Here is an 18,417-nt window from a genome sequence, read left to right on the forward strand (position 1 = left end):
AACGCGCTTTTGCGCGTCCTGCTCACGGCATGCCTTCCGGCTGCGCACCGTGAAATCGTCCAAGCCTGATGACCCAAGGGCAGCTCACCGGTCCAACTCATCCCAGCCCAGATCACAAATCGCGTTCTTCACGGCCGACCAACTACGCCGCCCGCCCGCGCATCTGCCGCATCTACCCGCTGGAAAGCCGCCCGTTCGAAGCCATGACCCCGGCCAAGCGCCGCTGCCCGCCCGAAGCATGGGCACCCGGCCTCCCGGTCCTCGAACGCAATGGCGAACCCGCAGACGCACAAACAGCCACGATCCTGGGCCAGCACCGCCAAGCCATGATCGACGATGTACCCGCCAAAGCCCGCCTCGCCGCCGCACTCGATTTCACCGAAGCCGCGCTGGCCGGAGAAGGCCTCGCCACCTGCGAGCCCTCCCCCACGACGCTTCTGGCCGCCCTCGAAATAGCCGACCGATCCACAATTGCCCCCCGCCCGAACTGGTCCATCGTAACCAACCGCGAAACCACCCGCGCCATGCTGGCCGACTTGGATTGCCCCGTGCGGCTGGTGGCGACGGGCTATGGGTTCGTGTCAGCCTTTGCGGATGAGCGATAGGGCTGCGGCCCACACTGAACCCACACGCCAAACCGCACCACTTTGCACCTCCCGCAATTCGTCATGCTGAACTTGTTTCAGCATCCATCATGCCGACAAAGCGGAGTGCTGAGGGGAGAAATGGCCCCTGAAACAAGTTCAGGGTGACGGCAGGTTTCGGGGATGCTTTGATTCACAAGGAATGACCATTTCTGGGTGGATTTGCGAATGTCAGGTTTTGCCACCGGCTTGGAGCACAGAATTACGTCGCCCAGATTCAAGTCAAACGAAACTCCCACTTGCGCTACAAACTCTACATATATAGATCGATGCAATGCCAAGACGCCCCAACATCTCCAAACAGACTCGAACCGCCTTGCTGGCGCTGCTCGAACGCCCGCAGGATTGGCGTTATGGCTATGAATTGATGGAACTGACCGGCATCGCTTCAGGGACGCTATATCCCATGCTGATTCGGCTGTGTGATCAAGGCAACCTCGAAGCCCAATGGGTTCCTTCGCCGCACGAGAGCAGGCCGCCGCGCCATGCCTATCGCCTGACACCATCGGGCATGGCGCTCGCCCGCACTATTGAACCCGACAATGTGCGCATTGCAAACCACGTGAAGGGATTTGCACTATGACCCCGAAGCGGAACTCTCTTGCACGCGCTTGTGTCGTGCTGGCCTTCAAGATTGCGCCACCGGCCCGCCGGTCCTGGTTCGCTGCAATGGCGGCCGAATTCGATCACGTCCCCGAAGCAGCGCGCTGGCGTTTCGTGGCAGGCTGTCTCTTCGCGGCCGTCACTGAACGCATGATTTGCCCTGCCTTCCTTCATGAGGTTGCTCGCAGCGTCTTGGTCGGAGGAGCGATGGTCTGGGCAGCGCTTAACATACGCTTTGCAGGGCGCATGTCCGTCACTGACACATTCGCGCTGGAAGTTTTTGGATATGGCACGGCCCTGTTGTTTGTTGTCGGCGCGATTGCCACGGCCCGGTTCGGATATCGTGCCACAATCAGCCTAGCTGCGCCTTTGATCGCTGTGCTGACATTGGCGGCGACGATGATCTGGCTCGGCCTCTCGCCAACGCCAATGTCGAAACTGTATCTTGCACTGATCGTGGAGGATCTTGTGATTCTCATGTTCGCACTGGCGCTTGCAGGTTTCGCTGCGCGCCTCACACCCTTCCGGCAGAGGTTGAACTGATGCGCGTGCAAACCCTAGCCATGGCATTGGCGATTATTGGCGTGCTACTTGGGACCGTCCACATCGCTTTGACGCCGCTAACTTATGCCGATTGGACAATCGATGCGCTGTGGTTTGTTGGAACCGGCTTGGCGATTGTGCTGGCCGCCGCTGCGAACTTCATCGAATTCCGATCGTCAGGCGTGAGCAGCCGGTTGATTGTGGCGGCGATAAACCTCGCCATGGGTTTCTTCTTCGCGGCGGCTTGGCAGGTCCTGCCAGAACCGCAGGTTATCATCGGAGGAGTTCTTTTCTTCGCGCTGGCCATTTGTTCGTTGGCCAATCGGCGGATCAAGGCCGTGACGAGCTAGGGGCTGTATAGATCGCAAATGTTTATGGCGGCTCCGGGGTCGTGTACGGAGCGGCAGCTTTCAACATAACTGCCCGAACAACCTGCCATTCATGCTTTCCTCCTGTGAGGCTTAGCCATCTCCCGAAAGGTGGGATATCCAACCCCCTCAAACCCCATGAAATTCCTTATACCACCGCACAAAGTTCGGCACGCCCACATCGATGCTCGTCGTCGGCTTATACCCCAGATCGCCTGATATCGCGTCGATATCGGCAAAGGACTGGCGCACGTCGCCCGGTTGCATGGGGAGCATTTCCATCTCCGCCTTGCGGCCCAGTTCGCTCTCCAGAATGCCGATCACTTTCATCAGGTGTTCGGATTTGTGGTTGCCGATGTTGTAAAGCCGGTGCGGCTTTTCGCTGCCGCCTGCCTTCATCGCGCCATCATCGGGCGGTGGATTGTCGAGGCAGGCCACCACGCCCGAAACGATATCGTCCACATAAGTGAAATCGCGGTACATATCGCCGTGGTTGAACACCTTGATCGGCTCGCCCGCCAGAATCGCCTTGGTAAACAGCCACATCATCATGTCGGGCCGCCCCCACGGGCCATAGACGGTAAAGAACCGCAGCCCCGTCAGCGGCAGGCGATAGAGATGCGCGTACGTCTCGCTCATCAGTTCGTCCGCTTTCTTGGTGGCGGCATAGAGCGACATCGGGTGGTCCACCCTGTCCTCCACCGAGAACGGCATCTTGGTATTCCCGCCATAGACCGAAGAGGACGAGGCATAGACCATATGCTCGGCCCCACGATGCCGCGCCACTTCGAGCAGGTTCAGATGGCCGACAAGATTCGCCTGCACATAGGCGTGCGGGTTCTCGATCGAATAGCGCACGCCCGCCTGCGCCCCCAGATGCACGATGCGTTCGAACTGCTTGTCCGCCAACGCAGCGGTCAGCGCGGGATAATCGGCAAAGTCGGTGCGGCAGAAGGTGAAGCGTGATCCGCCCTGCTCAACCAGCTTTGCCAGCCGCGCTTCCTTCAGCGCGGGATCATAGTAATCGTTGACGATATCGACGCCGACCACCTCGTCGCCCCGCGCCAGCAGCCTGGTGATGAGCGAATAGCCGATGAAGCCTGCAGCTCCGGTAACGAGGACTTTCATGCTGGCAATTTACCTTCAATAACAATCAGAACCAAAACGCCGCTCCCCCGCGAAGGCGGGGGCCTCAGGCCTTTTACTCCACCCTTGCGTAACACCGACCTCGCGTAACACCCGGCGTTTTCAACTATCGTTCCGTAACACGACCGAGGCCCCCGCCTTCGCGGGGGAGCAGGGTATGTCGTACAGATCAAAGCCGCCAGTCAGCCCGCTCGCCCAGCACACCCTTGAGGTCCGCCAACGTGCCCCCCGGTGCCACCAGCGCAGCAATCCGCTCAGCCCCGGCAGCCAGATAATACTTATGCGGCACGGCCAGAAACACCATGTCATAGCTCTGCTCAAAGGCATCGCCCGCCAGATGCAGCCCATATTCCAGCAGCGCCTCGGCCCCATCGGCGTGCGGATCATGCACTGCCACGGTGTGCCCCAGCGCCTGCAATTCCGCGATCACATCGGCCACCTTGGAATTGCGCAGATCGGGCACATTCTCCTTGAAGGTCAGCCCTAGCACCAGAACGCTGCCGGGCTTGCCGCCGCGTTGCGCATGCAGTTCGCCCGCCAGCCACCTGGCCATGCCATCGTTCACGCCGCGCCCGGCAAGGATCACCTGCGGATCATGCCCCAGCGCCTCGGCCCGCGCCGAAAGGTAGTATGGGTCCACCCCGATGCAGTGCCCGCCGACAAGGCCGGGGGTAAAGGGCAGGAAGTTCCACTTCGTCCCTGCGGCGGCCAGCACATCCCAGACGGACAGGTCCATCTTCGAAAAGATCTGCGTGATCTCGTTCATGAAGGCGATGTTGATATCGCGCTGCGCGTTCTCGATCACCTTGGCCGCTTCAGCCGCCTTGATCGATGCCGCGCGGAACACGCCGCCGCTGGTGATGGCGTTGTAAAGGTCCGCCACCCGCTCCAGCACCTCGGGCGTCTGGCCCGAAACCACCTTGGTGATCTTGTCGATGGTATGTTCGCGGTCACCCGGATTGATGCGTTCGGGGCTGTATCCCAGAAAGAAATCCACCCCGCATTTCAGGCCGGAAACCTGCTCAAGGATCGGCCCGCAGATGTCCTCGGTAACGCCCGGATAGACGGTGCTTTCATACACAACCACCGGCGCGCGGCCTTCCTCTACGGCGGCGCGCAGCATCTTGCCCACGGTGCGCGAGGCAGATTCCACCAGCCGCAGATCGGGCCGATTCTGCCCGTCAATCGGCGTCGGCACAGTCACGATGTAGAAGTCGCTCGGCGGGCACACGTTGGCATCGCTGATCAGCCCAAGGCTCGATTTCGCCAGCCGCTCCGGCTCGATCTCGCGCGTGCGGTCATGCCCTTCGGAAAGTTCACCGATTCGCTGCATGTCGATATCGAACCCGGTCACAAAAAACTGCTTGGCCAGCGCCACCGCCAGCGGCAGCCCGACATAGCCCAGCCCCAGCACAACCACGCGGGTGTTCGCTGAAACCAGCGGATCAAGGCCGTGTGCAGAGGCAGGTGCAAGCGGCGGAAACTGTACGGTCACAGGGCAAAAGGCCTTTCATGGTTGACGCCAATCCGCGTCCAATCAACGCCATGCTTAAATCCAGCCTCTTATTTCACAGTTAACACTCGCGGATTATTGAACCCGATATGGCCCAGACAAACCTCCCGAAAACAATACTCGTGGTGTTCGGCACCCGCCCCGAAGCGATCAAGATGTTCCCCGTGGTCCACGCCCTGCGTGAAGACCCGCGCTTCCGCGTGGTTACCTGCGTTTCGGCGCAGCATCGCGGCATCCTCGATCAGGTGCTGGAAATCTCCGGCATAGTCCCCGATTACGACCTCGATCTGATGCGCCCGGACCAGACGCTCGACGCGCTCACCGCCGCGCTGCTTACCGGGCTTGGCAAAGTGATGGACGAAGTGCAGCCCGATTGGGTCATCGTCCAGGGCGATACCGCCACCGCCATGTCCGGCGCGCTCGCCGCCTATTACCGCAAGCTGCCCGTCGCCCATGTCGAGGCAGGCCTGCGCAGCCACAACATCTATCACCCCTGGCCCGAAGAGGTGAACCGCAAGATCATCGGCACCATCGCCAAACTGCACTTCGCCCCGACAGACGTTTCCGCCGCCGCGTTGCTCGCCGAAAACGTCGATCCCGCCACCGTCCACATCACCGGCAACACCGTGATCGACGCGCTGCACTGGGTCACCGCGAAAATCGAAGCCGAACCAGCCCTCGCCGCAGGCCTCGCCGATATCGAAGCGCGCTTTGCCGGCAAACGCATTATCGGCGTGACCAGCCACCGCCGTGAAAACTTCGGCGGCGGGCTGGAAAACATCGCCGAGGCCATCCGCCGGATCGCCGCGCGCGATGATGTGGCGCTCATCTTCCCGGTCCACCCCAACCCCAATGTGCGCAAGGTGATGGACGCAGCGCTCAGCGATCTGCCCAACGTGGCGATGATCGAACCGCTCGATTACCCGCACTTCGCGCGCCTGCTCTCCATCGCCGAAATCATGCTCACCGATTCGGGCGGCGTGCAGGAAGAAGCCCCGGCGCTCGGCAAACCCGTCCTCGTCATGCGCGAGACGACCGAGCGCCCCGAAGGCGTCACCGCAGGCACCGCAAAGCTCGTCGGCACCGATGTGGACACCATCGTTTCCGAAATCTTCACCCTGCTCGACGATAAGGCTGCCTATTCGGCAATGGCGCGCGCGCACAACCCGTTCGGGGATGGGCAGACAGCGCGCCGAATCGTGGAGTTGCTGGCGAATGATGGGTGATGTGAAGCCGGACGTCTGTGTTGTCGGCCTCGGCTATATCGGACTTCCAACCGCTGCCATCATAGCGCGCGCGGGTTGCAAGGTGCTCGGCCTCGACGTGTCGCAGCATGTGGTCGATACGATCAACCGCGGCGAAATCCACATCGAGGAAGTCGATCTCGACGGCCTCGTCCACGGCGTGGTCCAGCGCGGCCTCCTGCGCGCCTCCACACAGATCGAACCGGCAGACGTTTTCGTGATCGCGGTGCCCACCCCATTTGCCAAGGACGGCCACCACACGCCGGACATCTCCTATGTGCTGTCAGCGGCCACGCAAGTCGCCGCCGTCCTCAAGGCAGGCGATACGGTCATTCTCGAATCGACCTCACCCGTCGGCACGACCCAGCAGATGCGCGATCTGATGGTCGGCCTACGCCCCGATTTGAAATTTCCCGGCAAGACCAAGGAAACGCCCGACGTTTCCATCGCCTATTGCCCGGAGCGCGTCCTTCCCGGCCGCATCCTTGAGGAACTGACCAACAACGATCGCTCCATCGGCGGCATCACGCCCCGCTGCGCGCGCAAGGCGCTGGCCTTCTACAAGCGCTTCGTGCGCGGCACCTGCGTCACCACCGATGCGCGCAGCGCCGAAATGACCAAACTGGTCGAAAACGCCTACCGCGATGTAAACATCGCCTTCGCCAACGAGTTGTCGATGGTGGCCGACAAGATGGGCCTCGACGTGTGGGAAGTCATCCGCCTCGCCAACCGCCACCCGCGCGTCAACATCCTGCAGCCCGGCCCCGGCGTCGGCGGCCACTGCATCGCCGTGGACCCGTGGTTCATCGTATCCAGCGCGCCCGAGCAAACCCCGCTGATCCGCACCGCCCGCAACGTCAACGACGGCAAGATGCACCACGTGGTCAAGCAGGCGGCGTCATTGGTCGAAGCCAACCCCCACGCCAAGGTCGCTTGCCTCGGCCTCGCCTTCAAAGCCAACATCGACGATTTCCGCGAAAGCCCCGCGCGCTACGTCGCCGCCAGCCTCGCCCGCCAGTTCGGCAGCCGCATCCATGTGGTCGAACCCTATGGCGCTTTGCCACGCGAATTCGAAGGCACCGGCGCTGTTCAGATCGATGTCGATACCGCGCTGGAAGAATGCGATGTGCTGATCGTGCTCGTCGATCACGATGTGTTCAAAGTCATCCCGCTGGCCGAACGCAGCGGCAAGGTCGTGTACGACACCCGCGGCATCTGGCCCGACCAACCCAGCGCAGAAACCGCCAGCGCGGGGCTGCGGCTGGCGAGCTGAGCCGCCGAAACCGCACAATACCTCCCCCCAAAAACCCGTCGCCCCGGACTTGATCCGGGGCTGGGCTTCCTTCTTGGCCAAGGCTGAAACCGCAACAAAGCCCACCCCCGGGTCAAGCCCGGGGCGACGATGGTTTAGATGGTGACCGAAGGCATCTGCTGGCTCGCACAGTGGAACCCGCCCCCGCCCGCCAGCACCGCATCGCCCATCAACCCAATGGTCGCCCGATCCGGGAACAGCTCCGCAATCGCCGCCACACCCTGATCGTCATGCGGCGATCCGAACACCGGCACCACCACCAGATTGCTGGTGATGACAAAGTTCATGTAACTCGCAGGCTGCACCACGCCCGCCCACTCGATCAGCCCCGGCGAAGGCACTTCCACCACCTCAACCCCGGCATCCAGCGCCCGCGCTTTGGCATCGGCATAGATCGCCGCATTGGGATCATCCGGCCCCGTCGCGCGCGGCAGAGCCAGCCGGTTCGGCCCGACAAACCGTGCCAGATTGTCGACATGCCCATCGGTATGATCGTTGATCAGCCCATCGCCCAGCCACAGCACGCGATGATAGCCCAGATCCCGCAGCAACCGCGCCTCAAGGTCGGCACGCGACAGCTGCGGATTGCGGTTGGGGTTCAGCAGGCACTGTTCGGTCGTCGCCACCAGCCCGGTGCCATCGCCGTCCAGCGCGCCGCCTTCCAAAACCCAGTCCGCCTTCGGGCCAGCTTCCAACCCGGCAGACGCCGCCAGATCCGCGCCGATCTCCTGATCCCCCGGCATCAAATACTTGCCGCCCCAGCCGTTGAACCCGAACAGTCGCGCGGCGCGACTTCCCGCATCATCCAGCACCACCAGCGGCCCGGTATCGCGCAACCAAACATCGCCATAAGTCCGGCGTTCCAGCGTCACACTCGCCGAAACCAGCGACCGCGCCCGCATCTCGTTAGCCGCATTGCGTACCACCAGCCGCACTTCCTGCCCGCTGTCGGCCACCGCACTGGCAAAGGACGCAATCTGCTCCTGCGCCCTGTCGATCAGGCCAGACCATTCCTCCGCCAGATGCGGAAAGCCCACCCATAGCCAATCCTGCGGGTGCCATTCTGGCGGCATGCGAAACGCAGAAGTCATCACTTGAAAATCCCTACTTTACACCCGCCCGGCTCTCATCCCGGATCGCGCGGAATTCATCGCCCGCATTCCAGTTCGGCCAGTCAGACCCATCGGCCAGCGGTCGGCCGAGCCGGTAGTAGAGGTCCACTTCCTGCACAATCCCGCGCATGTCCCATGTGTCCGAATATTCGTCGCTCGGCTGGTGATAGCGGCCTGCCACATAGTCCTCAGCCAGCGCCTTGCCCGCTGCGACGCCGCCCTCCACCAGATCGGTGCCGCGCTTCACATAAAACATCGGCACCCCGCGCTTGGCGAGACTGAAGTGATCCGACCGATAGTAATAGCCCTTTTCCGAACTGTCCTCAGGCCCGATCTTCAGCTGCAACTCGCCCGCAACTTTGGCCAGCAAAGCCGCCAGTTCCGACTTGTCGCCCCCCGTCACCGCCACATCGCGCGCAACGCCACCGGGATAAAGCGCATCGATATTTACCCCGCCCACCGTCGTGGCCAGCGGAAACAGCGGGTTGCGCGCGTAATACTCCGACCCCAACAGCCCAGACTCTTCCAGCGTCCACGCGAGATAGACCTGTGAACGCCGCGCAGGCCCCGCCGCCTTGTTCATCTCCGCCAGCGCCACCAGCGCGGCCATGCCGGTGCCGTTATCCACCGCGCCGTTGCAGATGTCGTCGCCGGTCTTGTCCGGCTTGCACCGTCCCAGATGGTCCCAATGCGCCGAATAGAGCACGTATTCATCCGGCGCGCTGGTCCCCGGCTGAATCCCCACAACATTGCGCGATTTCGACCGCGTTATCGCAGACTTGAACGAAAGGCTGGCCTTCAAGCCCAGCGGCACCGGCTTGAAACCCTTCTGCCCCGCCGCCGCAGTCAGTACCGCCAGATCCTTGCCCGCAGCCTTAAAAATGCTCTCCGCCGCGCCCTTCTGGATCCAGCTGTTGAACGCGGTCTGGTCCGCCGCATCATTGGGCGTGGCCACATAGTGCTGATCGCCCGACCAGCTCGATTCCACCACGTTCCAGCCATAGGCCGCCGGGAATGTGTCATGCACAAGGATCGCGCCTGTCGCGCCCTGCCGCGCCGCTTCCTCGAACTTGTAGGTCCAGCGCCCGTAATAGGTCATGCGCCGCCCCTTGAACGGCCCGTCCTCGCTCTCCATCGCATAGTCAGGATCGTTGACGAGGATCACCGCCACTTTCCCCTTCATGTCGATCCCGGCATAGTCGTTCCAGCCCAGTTCCGGCGCGTTCACGCCATAGCCGACGAACACCAGTTCCGCGTCCTTCACCGCCGTTTCGGGCACCACACGATAACTGCCCGCCACGAAATCCTTGCCGTGCGAAAACGCCAGCGGCTTGCCTGCACCCTTCACCGTTAACGGCGAAAAGCCCGAAGCCGTCATCGAAACCGTCGGCACGTCCTGAAACCAGCTGCCGTTGTTCCCCGGCTCCAGCCCCGCCGCCTTGAACCGCGCCACGATCACATCCAGCGTCGCGGCTTCTTCGGCACTGGCAGGCCCGCGCCCGGCCAGATCGTCAGCCGACAGCGTCTTGATCACCTCGCGCATCAAGGCTTCGTTCGCCGCAGGAACCGGTGCGGCAACGCCCGCTCCGGCAAGCCCAAGCGCCGCCAGCGATACAGAAATGAGTTTCAAGCCATTGCGACGCTTCATGGTTTCTCTCCAGCAATCCGGTTGCCCCCTTGCTGACAGACCGGCCCCTCCATCGCAAGGCGGCTTGAAGTGGTCACTTTAGTGGCAAATTAGTGTTGACACTATTTTCACTCTGTGGAACTAGTTGCAGGTGCTGAACAGGAGACTGTCATGGGTGTTTACGAGCCGCTGACCCACCATCTCAATGATCTGGGCGCTGATCAGTGGAGCGCCAACTTCGCGGAGATCGAGCGCATCATTCGCCGCGCCCTGCCCGCCAGCGCCTACAAGCATCGCCCGTGGTGGGCCAATCAGGCCGATGGCAACCACAGCCAGTCAAAGGCATGGCGCGATGCGGGATGGGAAACGCGCGAAGTTGATCTTGCTCACCGCACAGTCAATTTCGTCCGCGCGCGCAAACCACAGACGTCACCGCCACCTTCATTGACCGAGGCACTATCTACAGACGTGCTGTTCAACCGCGCCTCAGCGATGACCGGAGAGACCGACCGGGAACGCCTGCTGCAACTGGCCCTCAACGCCCTGATCCAACGTGAAGCTGCGCGCCAGCTTGCACGCCTTGGCGGCACGATGCCCGATCTGGCCGTACCGCAACGGGATAGACCAGCGGCGTGATACTGGTCGATACGTCCGTCTGGATCGACACGTTCCGTGCGGCTGACGCTGATCTCGCCCTGCTGCTGGCCGAAGGTATGGTGCTGCAACACCCTTTCGTCACGGGCGAACTCGCAATGGGCAACTTGCGGCAGTGGCGGCGCACGATCGATTTGCTGTCCAACCTTCCGCCTGCCCCGTTGATCGAAGCATCAGAATTGCTGAATTTCGTTGAGCGACACGCCCTTGCAGGAACCGGCATCGGTCTGATTGATGCACATTTGCTCGCCACGGCCGAAGCTGCAGGCGCAAGCATATGGACGCGGGATCAGCGGCTTTTCGGCCATGCTGCGCGTCTCGGATTGGGCTGGCAACCCGCAGAGCCTTGATCCGCCACCCGGCAAGGGGCATTGCCGATCCACGATGTTCGATTTCAACCACGCCCTCGTCCGCGCCCGCAGCCACGCACCGTTTCTGTCGCGCGCGCTGGATCGCCTACCCGATCTCGAAGCGCTGCTTGCCACAGGCGATGTGGAACAGGCCCTTGCACAAGCCCGCGCGGCAGGTGAAGGGATCGACGACACCGCCGTCGCCCTGCGGCGTGAACGGTTGGCGCTCGCACTCGTCATCGCGGTGGGCGATCTTGCCGGAGCCTTCCCGCTCACCCGCATCATCACCGAACTTTCGGACTTTGCCGACCGTTCGCTCGATTCCGCGATTGTAGCCGCCATCCGCCGCCGCACGCCCGATGCGCAGCCTGCCGGTTTCAGCGCCATTGCGCTGGGCAAACACGGCGCGCAGGAACTGAACTACTCGTCAGACATCGACCCCATCCTACTCTACGATCCCGACCTGCTCCCCCGGCGCGAGCGCGATGATCCCGCCGAAGCCGCACAACGCGTGGCCCGCGCGCTCATGGAAATCATGTCGTCGGTAACGGACGAAGGGTATGTGTTCCGGGTGGACCTGCGCCTGCGTCCCGCCTCCGAAGTCAGCCCGCTCGCTCTGCCGTTCGAAGCGGCGATCACGCACTACGAATCGAGCGCGCTGGCGTGGGAGCGCGCCGCCTATATCCGCGCCCGCGCCGCATCGGGCGATATAGCGGCGGGTCAGGCCTTTCTTGATACCATCCGCCCCTTCGTGTGGCGGCGCAGCCTTGATTTCGGGGCGATTGCAGAGATCGGACGGCTGACCACCCGCATCCGCGATCACTATTCCGCAGGGCAGGCCATCGGCCCTGGTTACGACCTGAAGCGCGGGCGCGGCGGCATTCGTGAAGTGGAATTTTTCGCACAGACTCATCAGCTTATTCACGGCGGTCGCAACCCCGCACTGCGCCTGCGCGGCACCCGCGCCAGCCTTGATGCGCTGGCTGACGCTGGCATTATCAGCACCGAAGATGCCGTGGTCATGGGCCAAAGCTATGACCGGCTGCGCACGCTCGAACACCGCTTGCAGATGGTGGCGGACCAGCAGACGCACTCGCTCCCGACAGACGCCCAAGCGCTTGATTCGGTGGCAAAACTCGAAGGCCTTTCGGGTGGCGCGGAACTGGTGGCTGAACTGACCGAGATTTCCGAAACGGTGGGTCGCCGCTTCGATACACTGATCGCAACATACGCTCCCACCGATGCGGTCACCGTGGAATCCAACCCGCTAGCGCTCGAACTCGAAACACTCGGCTTCGATCAGGCAGATGCTCTGGCTGAACGCATAAATGCTTGGGAGGGCGGCCAATATCGCTGCTTGCGTTCAGCCGAAGCGCGCGATGCCTTTGCCCGCATCCGCCCGCACTTACTGCGCGCGCTGGCCGACGCACCCGATCCTGACCGCGCGCTGCTGCGCTGGGAGCAATTGCTCGCCGGATTGCCCAGCGCAATCAATGTGTTCCGCTTGCTGGATGCGCGCCCCGGCCTGCTGGCGGTGGTCATGCGCGTCCTGGCCCATGCGCCGGTTCTGGCCGACGAACTGGCGCGCCGTTCCGACCTTCTCGATACGCTGATAGACCGCTCGGCTTTCGACCTGCCCGGCAGCGTAGCTGAAATCGCAGCCGAACTTTCACGCGGCGAAGCGGGTGATGATTACCAGCGCTTGTTGGACAACGTGCGCGTCCGCGTGGGCGAAATGCGCTTTGCCTTGGGCGTGCAACTCATTGAAGGACAACGAGACCCACTCGAAGTCGCCGCAGCGCTAAGCCGCGTGGCTGAAGGCGCGATCGAAGTGCTGGGCCGCGCGGCAATTGACGAATTCACCCTGAACCACGGCGTCGTCCCTGCCAGCGATCTCGCCATTCTCGGCCTGGGGCGTCTCGGCGGCGCGGCGCTGACGCATGCTTCGGACCTCGATCTGGTGTTCCTGTTCAGCGGGGATCACGCCGCAGAATCCGATGGCCGCCGCCCGCTTGGCGCAACGCTCTATTACAACCGCCTCGCCCAGCGCGTGATTGCGGCGCTTTCGGTGCCGACGGCGGCAGGGGCGCTTTATGAGGTGGATACGCGGTTGCGGCCTTCCGGGGCGCAGGGACCAATCTCGGTCAGCCTTGAAAGTTTCGAACGTTATCAATGCGAAGATGCATGGACTTGGGAGCATATGGCGCTCTGCCGCGCCCGCGCATTGTTCGGCACCGAGGCCGACCGTGCTGCGCTTTCCACCATCATCGCCCGCGTGCAGGATCGTGCCCGCGATCCCGCCAAATTGCGTGCCGAAGTGCTTGAAATGCGGGCAACAATGGCGGAGCACAAGCCGCCAAAGGGACCGCTCGACGTGAAGCTGGCGCGCGGTGGGCTGGTGGACATCGAATTCATGGTCCACTTCCTGCAATTGCGCGATCACGTGGCGCGCATGCCGGACCTCGGGGAAGCAGTGCAACTGCTTGAAGAACATAAGCTTCTTCCCACCGGCATCCGCTCCGCCCACGATCTTTTGACGCGACTGCTGGTGGTGGTGCGGCTGGTTGCCCCTGATGGCATGTTCCCGCCCGAGGCCAGCCGGGGCATCGTGGCACGTAGCTGTGGGCTGGAAAGCTGGGATGTGCTGCTCGATGCGGTGCATCAGGCGCGGCATTGCGTGGCGTTGGCGTGGGGCCAAGTGTTTGATATTGAACTGGAGATTGAGGCATGAGCGAGCGGATTGGTGTGGGTGAGGCATTCCCTGACATCGCGATGACGTCGCCCGATGGTGGCAGCGTCAAGGCCTCCGACTTTGCAGGCAAGCCGCTGGTCGTGTTCTTCTATCCGAAGGACGATACGCCCGGCTGCACGACCGAGAACAAAGATTTTTCAAGCCTTTACGCCGAGTTTCAGGCAGCTGGCGTGGCCGTGCTGGGCGTCAGCAAAGACCCGCCGAAAAAGCACGTGAAGTTTGCCGAAAAGCATGGCCTCACCGCGCCGCTTGCGTCCGATGCTGAGGAAGGCGGCGTGTCCGATGCGCTGGGCGTGTGGACCGAGAAATCGATGTATGGCCGCACCTACATGGGCATGGAGCGCACGACCTATCTGATTGGCGCAGATGGAAAAATCGCGCAGGTGTGGAACAAGGTAAAGGTCAAGGGACACGCCGAAGAGGTGCTGGCAGCGGCAAAAGCCTTGTGATTTTTGACGTGATTCCTGAAGTGCACCTAGATGCACCTAACTGCACCTAAACGCCCATGAACGCCACCTCGGTCGCTGCAGCCATCCGCGAAACCATGCTCACCGCCGATCCGTTCGCCAAGGTCATGAAGACCCGCGAACTGGCCCGGCGGTGGCGTGTTGGAGAGCTGGCGTTCACGTTCGATGTGGCGATGCCGGACGCCCCCGCCCGCCCCGAAAAGCCCGAACTGCTCGCACCTGCAGCAATGCCCAAGCGCGGTCGCGGATCGGCGCATGGGCGGCTGGCGTTGCTCCATGCGCTGGCGCACATCGAATTCGTGGCGATTGACCTGGCGCTTGATGCGGCGGGGCGGTTTGGTGCGGAAATGGGGCGGGAATTTGTGGACGACTGGCTTTCGGTCGCTGCCGACGAAGCGATGCACTACGGGCTGCTGGCGCGGCGGCTGCGGACGCTGGGCAGCTTCTATGGCGCGATGCCCGCGCACGACGGACTGTGGGATTCCGCGCGCGATACGGCGCACGATGTTGCAGCGCGGCTGGCGATCGTGCCGATGGTGCTGGAAGCCCGCGCGCTGGATGTGACGCCGAAGACGGTCGAGAAGTTTCTGGCGGCAGGGGATGCGCGGTCTGCGCGTATCCTGCAAAGAATCGTTGACGACGAAATTCGGCATGTGCGCTTCGGCACAAAACATTTCGTCGCGCTGTGCGAAAGCCGTGGCGAATCTCCGGCGAACGCGTGGAAAACGCTGGTCCAACGCCACTTTCACGGTGCCGTTAAGCCACCGTTCAACGACTCGGCGCGCCGAGCAGCCGGTTTGTCGCGCGAAATGATGGCAGGGGTTGCCACCCCGCCAACCGCCTTACATACCCCAATGCACGAGATGGCGGGGGGTTCCGACCAACTCTGATACTTCCCAAGGCGGCAGGTTTTTATCCTGCTTGCTGCCACAAACGGGTTCGCTCCGGGGGTTTAGAGCGGACCGATCAGCAAGGCCGGAAAGGCCATGATCGGGACGCACAGAAAAGGTCGTACAGGTCGTAATGTTGTTCAACATCAAAACCTTCAAGACAGCTTTCAGCGCCCTTACGGCAGTTGTTGCATTCTCTTCCGTCCCGGCTTTCGCCAACAGCGCTGCTTCGGCAGACATCGCCGCCCCGCTTCGCGCCGCCGAAGCTGCGAAGGCAGGCGTCTCGGCAGATCGCGGTGACGACGAATTCCGCCGCCTCTTCGCCAGCTGGCAGCAGCTCGACAACGGCATCCTGCCTTCCGCAAAGCCCGCCACCACAGCTCGCCGCGCCGGTGTTTCGATCCCGTCGCTGGCTCCTGTTTCGGTATCGCGCCTTTCAAGCGGTTTCGGCATGCGCAACCACCCCGTGCTGGGCGGACGCCGTGGCCACAAGGGCATCGATCTGGCCGCCCCCACTGGCACCCCGATCCGCGCAACCGCCGATGGCGTGGTTGAAATGGCAGACTGGTTCGGCGGATACGGCCTTTACGTTCAGCTCGATCACGGCGCAGCGATGGAAACCCGCTATGGCCACATGTCGCGCATCGCCGTGGCGCAGGGCCAGCAGGTCCGCAAGGGTGACGTGATCGGTTATGTCGGTTCGACCGGCCGCTCCACCGGCCCGCACCTGCACTATGAAGTCCGCGTTTCGGGTGATGCGGTCAACCCGCTCCCTTACATGCAGGGCAAGAGCGACAATCTCTATGCCAGCAACGACCACGATCATGAAGGCGTTGGCGGCCCCGAAGAATAAGCCGCTGCTTTCATACCATTGCATCTTGGAGAGGATGCGGAAAAGGGCGCCGGTGACGGTGCCCTTTTCTACGTCTGGCGTCTGCCAGTGCAAAGCCGCCGCAATAATGTCGTGACATTGTTTTGCGTCGCCAGAGGCAATCTGCGGGCTTGTTTTTCGCCCCGCGCTGTGTGTTACCAAGCGGCAGAACCACAGTCCCCCGGATGGGAGAATTTTGACGATGTCCAGGAAGCTCTATTCCGATGCCGCTGCCGCGCTGGATGGGCTGCTGCGCGATGGCTTGCTGATCGCCTGCGGTGGCTTTGGCCTGTGCGGCATTCCTGAGCGGCTGCTGGATGCGGTGCGCGATAGTGGCGTGAAAGATCTGACATTCGCGTCGAACAACGCCGGGATCGACAACGAGGGCATCGGCAAGCTGCTGCGCACGCGGCAGGTGCGGAAGATGATTGCCAGCTATGTGGGTGAGAACAAGGAGTTCGAGCGCCAGTATCTTGCAGGCGAACTGGAAGTGGAATTCAGCCCCCAAGGGACACTTGCCGAGCGGATGCGGGCGGGCGGCGCGGGCATTCCGGGCTTCTACACCAAGACCGGCGTGGGCACGCTGGTGGCAGAGCGCAAGGAAAGCAAGGTCTTTGACGGTCAGGAATATGTGCTGGAACGCGGCATCTTTGCAGACATTGCGCTGGTGAAAGCGTGGAAGGCGGACGAGACGGGGAACGTGGTGTTCCGCAAGACCGCACGCAATTTCAACGTGCCTGCCGCCACCTGCGGCAAGGTCTGCGTGGTGGAAGTGGAAGAGATCGTGCCCGCAGGCAGCCTTGATCCTGACAGCATCCATCTGCCCGGTGTCTATGTGCAGCGCATGATCGTGGGCGCGCCATACGACAAGAAGATCGAATTCCGCACCGTGCGCGAGCGTGAGGCTGCATGAGCCGCCCCGCGCCGCGATTGACAGGTGCATTGCTGCTGTCGCTGGCGGCGGCGCAACTGAGCGGGTGTGCAGCCGCCGCGCTGGTGCCGCTGATGGCAGGCGGCACGCTGACGGGCAAAGCGGTTTCCGGCAAAGCGAAAGACGCAAGACCCGGGGCGGAAAAGTCGGCCACGCCTGTGGTGATCGTGGGCAAGGGCACGTCCAGCCTGCCCGCGTCTACGATTTCCGCTCCGGCATCTGCGCCGCTGCTCACCCCGGCTCCTGCAATGGCAGCACCCGCCATGCTCGCAGGCGCAAGTGCCCCAGTCCTTGTTGAGAGAGAGGCTGAACTTCCTGCGGCCTTCAGCGTTTCGGCCTCCGATCCGGTGCCCACTGATACGATGGCCAATGCGTCTGGGTTTGCGGCGATGACAGCATTCGTGCTTTCGGCAACAAGCGCTGGAAAGCCTGCCGCCGGGCGCAAATCGGCGCTGCTGGATCAGGCTTCGCTGGTGTCCGTGCCAAAGACCAGAACGTGCGCAAACCAGCGCGGCGCACTGGTGATCGACCTTGATCCGGGCGAAAGGTCGTTCGATCTGAACGATCCACCCTCACCCGCGCCGGGGCTGGCCGACATGCTGCGCACCATTCGCGGCACCGGCACGGCGGTGGTGTGGATCGCCAGCCTGCCGGATTCCTCGGCCAAACGGATCAGCACGATCCTGAAAGCCACCGGGCTTGACCCGCTGGGCATCGATCCGGTCCTGTTGCTGCGCGGCACCGAAACGCGCAAACAACAGATCCTGGTGCGAGCCGATGCGGACTGGTGCGTGCTGGCGATTGCCGGTGATCGCAAAGCCGATTTTGACGAAGTGTTCGATTATCTGCGCAACCCGGATGGTCCAGTTGCGATTGCACTGGAGCAGTACATCGGGAACGGCTGGTTTCTGGTTCCGCCACCGATCAAATAGGGCCGATCAAGTAGACAGGAAGACCCAAGACCATGACCACGCATGACGGGCTGAAGGCTGGCTGGACCCGCGACGAAATGGCCGCGCGCGCGGCAAAGGAACTGCAGGACGGGTATTACGTGAACCTGGGCATCGGCATCCCCACGCTGGTGGCCAACCATGTGCCTGAAGGCATGACGGTGACGCTGCAATCGGAAAACGGGATGCTGGGCATCGGGCCATTCCCCTTTGCGGGCGATGAAGATGCAGACCTGATCAACGCGGGCAAGCAGACCATCAGCGAGCTGCCGCATTCGGCCTATTTCGACAGCGCGCAAAGCTTTGCGATGATCCGTGGCGGCAAGATCGATCTGACCGTGCTGGGCGCGATGGAAGTGGCCGAAAACGGCGACATCGCCAACTGGATGATCCCGGGCAAGATGATCAAGGGCATGGGCGGGGCGATGGACCTTGTGGCC

Annotated in this window: 19 protein-coding genes; 15 read left to right on the forward strand and 4 right to left on the reverse strand. The window is 62.5% G+C overall.

What is annotated here, in order from left to right; all coding sequences use genetic code 11:
* The first annotated feature begins 68 nt into the window (after positions 1 to 68).
* From Q8R81_RS01290 to Q8R81_RS01305, 4 genes are all read left to right on the forward strand, one after another.
* Complete coding sequence (locus Q8R81_RS01290; RefSeq protein WP_305615400.1) at positions 69 to 605, forward strand: hypothetical protein; 537 nt, start codon at positions 69 to 71, stop codon at positions 603 to 605.
* Between the two features lie 313 nt (positions 606 to 918).
* Positions 919 to 1,227, forward strand: a complete 309-nt coding sequence (locus tag Q8R81_RS01295) for a PadR family transcriptional regulator (RefSeq protein ID WP_305615403.1) — start codon at positions 919 to 921, stop codon at positions 1,225 to 1,227.
* A gap of 86 nt (positions 1,228 to 1,313) precedes the next feature.
* On the forward strand, positions 1,314 to 1,790 hold the full coding sequence (locus Q8R81_RS01300; protein WP_305615405.1) for a hypothetical protein: 477 nt from the start codon (positions 1,314 to 1,316) through the stop codon (positions 1,788 to 1,790).
* Positions 1,790 to 2,140, forward strand: coding sequence for a hypothetical protein (locus Q8R81_RS01305; RefSeq protein WP_305615407.1), 351 nt, complete (start codon positions 1,790 to 1,792; stop codon positions 2,138 to 2,140). The genes Q8R81_RS01300 and Q8R81_RS01305 overlap by 1 nt, the downstream gene beginning before the upstream one ends.
* 147 nt (positions 2,141 to 2,287) lie before the next feature.
* Here Q8R81_RS01305 and Q8R81_RS01310 read toward each other — a convergent pair whose 3' ends face one another.
* Together Q8R81_RS01310 and Q8R81_RS01315 are read right to left on the reverse strand one after the other, a co-directional pair.
* Positions 2,288 to 3,286, reverse strand: coding sequence for an SDR family NAD(P)-dependent oxidoreductase (locus Q8R81_RS01310; protein ID WP_305615409.1), 999 nt, complete (start codon positions 3,284 to 3,286; stop codon positions 2,288 to 2,290).
* Positions 3,287 to 3,473: 187 nt separating this feature from the next.
* Positions 3,474 to 4,799 (reverse strand): nucleotide sugar dehydrogenase, encoded by a 1,326-nt coding sequence (locus tag Q8R81_RS01315; protein ID WP_305615411.1) that lies wholly within the window; start codon positions 4,797 to 4,799, stop codon positions 3,474 to 3,476.
* 107 nt (positions 4,800 to 4,906) lie between these two features.
* On the opposite strand from Q8R81_RS01315, the gene wecB reads away from it, so the two are divergent.
* Entirely contained in the window at positions 4,907 to 6,043 is a 1,137-nt protein-coding gene (gene wecB, locus Q8R81_RS01320; protein WP_305615413.1) for a non-hydrolyzing UDP-N-acetylglucosamine 2-epimerase, read from the forward strand.
* Positions 6,033 to 7,334 carry a UDP-N-acetyl-D-mannosamine dehydrogenase gene (gene wecC / locus Q8R81_RS01325; protein ID WP_305615415.1) on the forward strand — a complete coding sequence of 434 codons (1,302 nt, stop codon included), beginning with the start codon at positions 6,033 to 6,035 and terminating at the stop codon, positions 7,332 to 7,334. The genes wecB and wecC overlap by 11 nt, the downstream gene beginning before the upstream one ends.
* A 134-nt stretch (positions 7,335 to 7,468) precedes the next feature.
* Here wecC and Q8R81_RS01330 read toward each other — a convergent pair whose 3' ends face one another.
* Positions 7,469 to 8,464, reverse strand: a complete 996-nt coding sequence (locus Q8R81_RS01330; RefSeq protein WP_305615417.1) for an agmatine deiminase family protein — start codon at positions 8,462 to 8,464, stop codon at positions 7,469 to 7,471.
* Between the two features lie 13 nt (positions 8,465 to 8,477).
* Positions 8,478 to 10,133: a M28 family metallopeptidase gene (locus tag Q8R81_RS01335; protein WP_305615419.1), complete on the reverse strand. Its 1,656-nt coding sequence runs from the start codon at positions 10,131 to 10,133 to the stop codon at positions 8,478 to 8,480.
* A 150-nt stretch (positions 10,134 to 10,283) separates the two neighbouring features.
* Between Q8R81_RS01335 and Q8R81_RS01340 the strand changes: the two genes are divergently transcribed.
* The 9 genes from Q8R81_RS01340 to Q8R81_RS01380 all read left to right on the forward strand — a co-directional run.
* Positions 10,284 to 10,748 carry a hypothetical protein gene (locus tag Q8R81_RS01340; protein WP_305615421.1) on the forward strand — a complete coding sequence of 155 codons (465 nt, stop codon included), beginning with the start codon at positions 10,284 to 10,286 and terminating at the stop codon, positions 10,746 to 10,748.
* A complete protein-coding gene (locus Q8R81_RS01345) occupies positions 10,745 to 11,116 on the forward strand; it encodes a type II toxin-antitoxin system VapC family toxin (protein WP_305615423.1) in 372 nt (123 codons plus the stop codon). Before Q8R81_RS01340 ends, Q8R81_RS01345 begins: the two co-directional genes overlap by 4 nt.
* Positions 11,117 to 11,150: 34 nt before the next feature.
* A complete protein-coding gene (locus tag Q8R81_RS01350) occupies positions 11,151 to 13,847 on the forward strand; it encodes a bifunctional [glutamine synthetase] adenylyltransferase/[glutamine synthetase]-adenylyl-L-tyrosine phosphorylase (RefSeq protein ID WP_305615437.1) in 2,697 nt (898 codons plus the stop codon).
* The gene (locus Q8R81_RS01355; protein WP_305615425.1) at positions 13,844 to 14,317 is read left to right on the forward strand and encodes a peroxiredoxin; all 474 of its coding nucleotides are present in this window, start codon (positions 13,844 to 13,846) and stop codon (positions 14,315 to 14,317) included. The genes Q8R81_RS01350 and Q8R81_RS01355 overlap by 4 nt, the downstream gene beginning before the upstream one ends.
* 56 nt (positions 14,318 to 14,373) lie before the next feature.
* Entirely contained in the window at positions 14,374 to 15,225 is an 852-nt protein-coding gene (locus Q8R81_RS01360) for a ferritin-like domain-containing protein (protein WP_305615427.1), read from the forward strand.
* Positions 15,226 to 15,358: 133 nt separating this feature from the next.
* Complete coding sequence (locus tag Q8R81_RS01365; RefSeq protein ID WP_305615429.1) at positions 15,359 to 16,078, forward strand: M23 family metallopeptidase; 720 nt, start codon at positions 15,359 to 15,361, stop codon at positions 16,076 to 16,078.
* Positions 16,079 to 16,298: 220 nt separating this feature from the next.
* Positions 16,299 to 17,009: a CoA transferase subunit A gene (locus Q8R81_RS01370; RefSeq protein ID WP_305615431.1), complete on the forward strand. Its 711-nt coding sequence runs from the start codon at positions 16,299 to 16,301 to the stop codon at positions 17,007 to 17,009.
* A complete protein-coding gene (locus Q8R81_RS01375; protein ID WP_305615433.1) occupies positions 17,006 to 17,959 on the forward strand; it encodes a hypothetical protein in 954 nt (317 codons plus the stop codon). The genes Q8R81_RS01370 and Q8R81_RS01375 overlap by 4 nt, the downstream gene beginning before the upstream one ends.
* 32 nt (positions 17,960 to 17,991) lie before the next feature.
* On the forward strand, positions 17,992 to 18,417 hold a 426-nt coding region (locus Q8R81_RS01380), incomplete at its 3' end, for a CoA-transferase (protein ID WP_305615435.1).

The sequence above is a fragment of the Novosphingobium sp. genome, from assembly GCF_030696665.1.
Lineage (GTDB): Bacteria > Pseudomonadota > Alphaproteobacteria > Sphingomonadales > Sphingomonadaceae > Novosphingobium.

What these genes read in the sequence shown, in the direction of transcription:
- Q8R81_RS01290 (WP_305615400.1), top strand. Translation starts at nt 69, where the DNA reads ATGACCCAAGGGCAGCTCACCGGTCCAACTCATCCCAGCCCAGATCAC.
- Q8R81_RS01295 (WP_305615403.1), top strand. Translation starts at nt 919, where the DNA reads ATGCCAAGACGCCCCAACATCTCCAAACAGACTCGAACCGCCTTGCTG.
- Q8R81_RS01300 (WP_305615405.1), top strand. Translation starts at nt 1,314, where the DNA reads ATGGCGGCCGAATTCGATCACGTCCCCGAAGCAGCGCGCTGGCGTTTC.
- Q8R81_RS01305 (WP_305615407.1), top strand. Translation starts at nt 1,790, where the DNA reads ATGCGCGTGCAAACCCTAGCCATGGCATTGGCGATTATTGGCGTGCTA.
- Q8R81_RS01310 (WP_305615409.1), bottom strand. Translation starts at nt 3,286, where the DNA reads ATGAAAGTCCTCGTTACCGGAGCTGCAGGCTTCATCGGCTATTCGCTC.
- wecB (WP_305615413.1), top strand. Translation starts at nt 4,907, where the DNA reads ATGGCCCAGACAAACCTCCCGAAAACAATACTCGTGGTGTTCGGCACC.
- wecC (WP_305615415.1), top strand. Translation starts at nt 6,033, where the DNA reads ATGATGGGTGATGTGAAGCCGGACGTCTGTGTTGTCGGCCTCGGCTAT.
- Q8R81_RS01330 (WP_305615417.1), bottom strand. Translation starts at nt 8,464, where the DNA reads ATGACTTCTGCGTTTCGCATGCCGCCAGAATGGCACCCGCAGGATTGG.
- Q8R81_RS01335 (WP_305615419.1), bottom strand. Translation starts at nt 10,133, where the DNA reads ATGAAGCGTCGCAATGGCTTGAAACTCATTTCTGTATCGCTGGCGGCG.
- Q8R81_RS01340 (WP_305615421.1), top strand. Translation starts at nt 10,284, where the DNA reads ATGGGTGTTTACGAGCCGCTGACCCACCATCTCAATGATCTGGGCGCT.
- Q8R81_RS01350 (WP_305615437.1), top strand. Translation starts at nt 11,151, where the DNA reads ATGTTCGATTTCAACCACGCCCTCGTCCGCGCCCGCAGCCACGCACCG.
- Q8R81_RS01355 (WP_305615425.1), top strand. Translation starts at nt 13,844, where the DNA reads ATGAGCGAGCGGATTGGTGTGGGTGAGGCATTCCCTGACATCGCGATG.
- Q8R81_RS01360 (WP_305615427.1), top strand. Translation starts at nt 14,374, where the DNA reads ATGAACGCCACCTCGGTCGCTGCAGCCATCCGCGAAACCATGCTCACC.
- Q8R81_RS01365 (WP_305615429.1), top strand. Translation starts at nt 15,359, where the DNA reads ATGTTGTTCAACATCAAAACCTTCAAGACAGCTTTCAGCGCCCTTACG.
- Q8R81_RS01370 (WP_305615431.1), top strand. Translation starts at nt 16,299, where the DNA reads ATGTCCAGGAAGCTCTATTCCGATGCCGCTGCCGCGCTGGATGGGCTG.
- Q8R81_RS01375 (WP_305615433.1), top strand. Translation starts at nt 17,006, where the DNA reads ATGAGCCGCCCCGCGCCGCGATTGACAGGTGCATTGCTGCTGTCGCTG.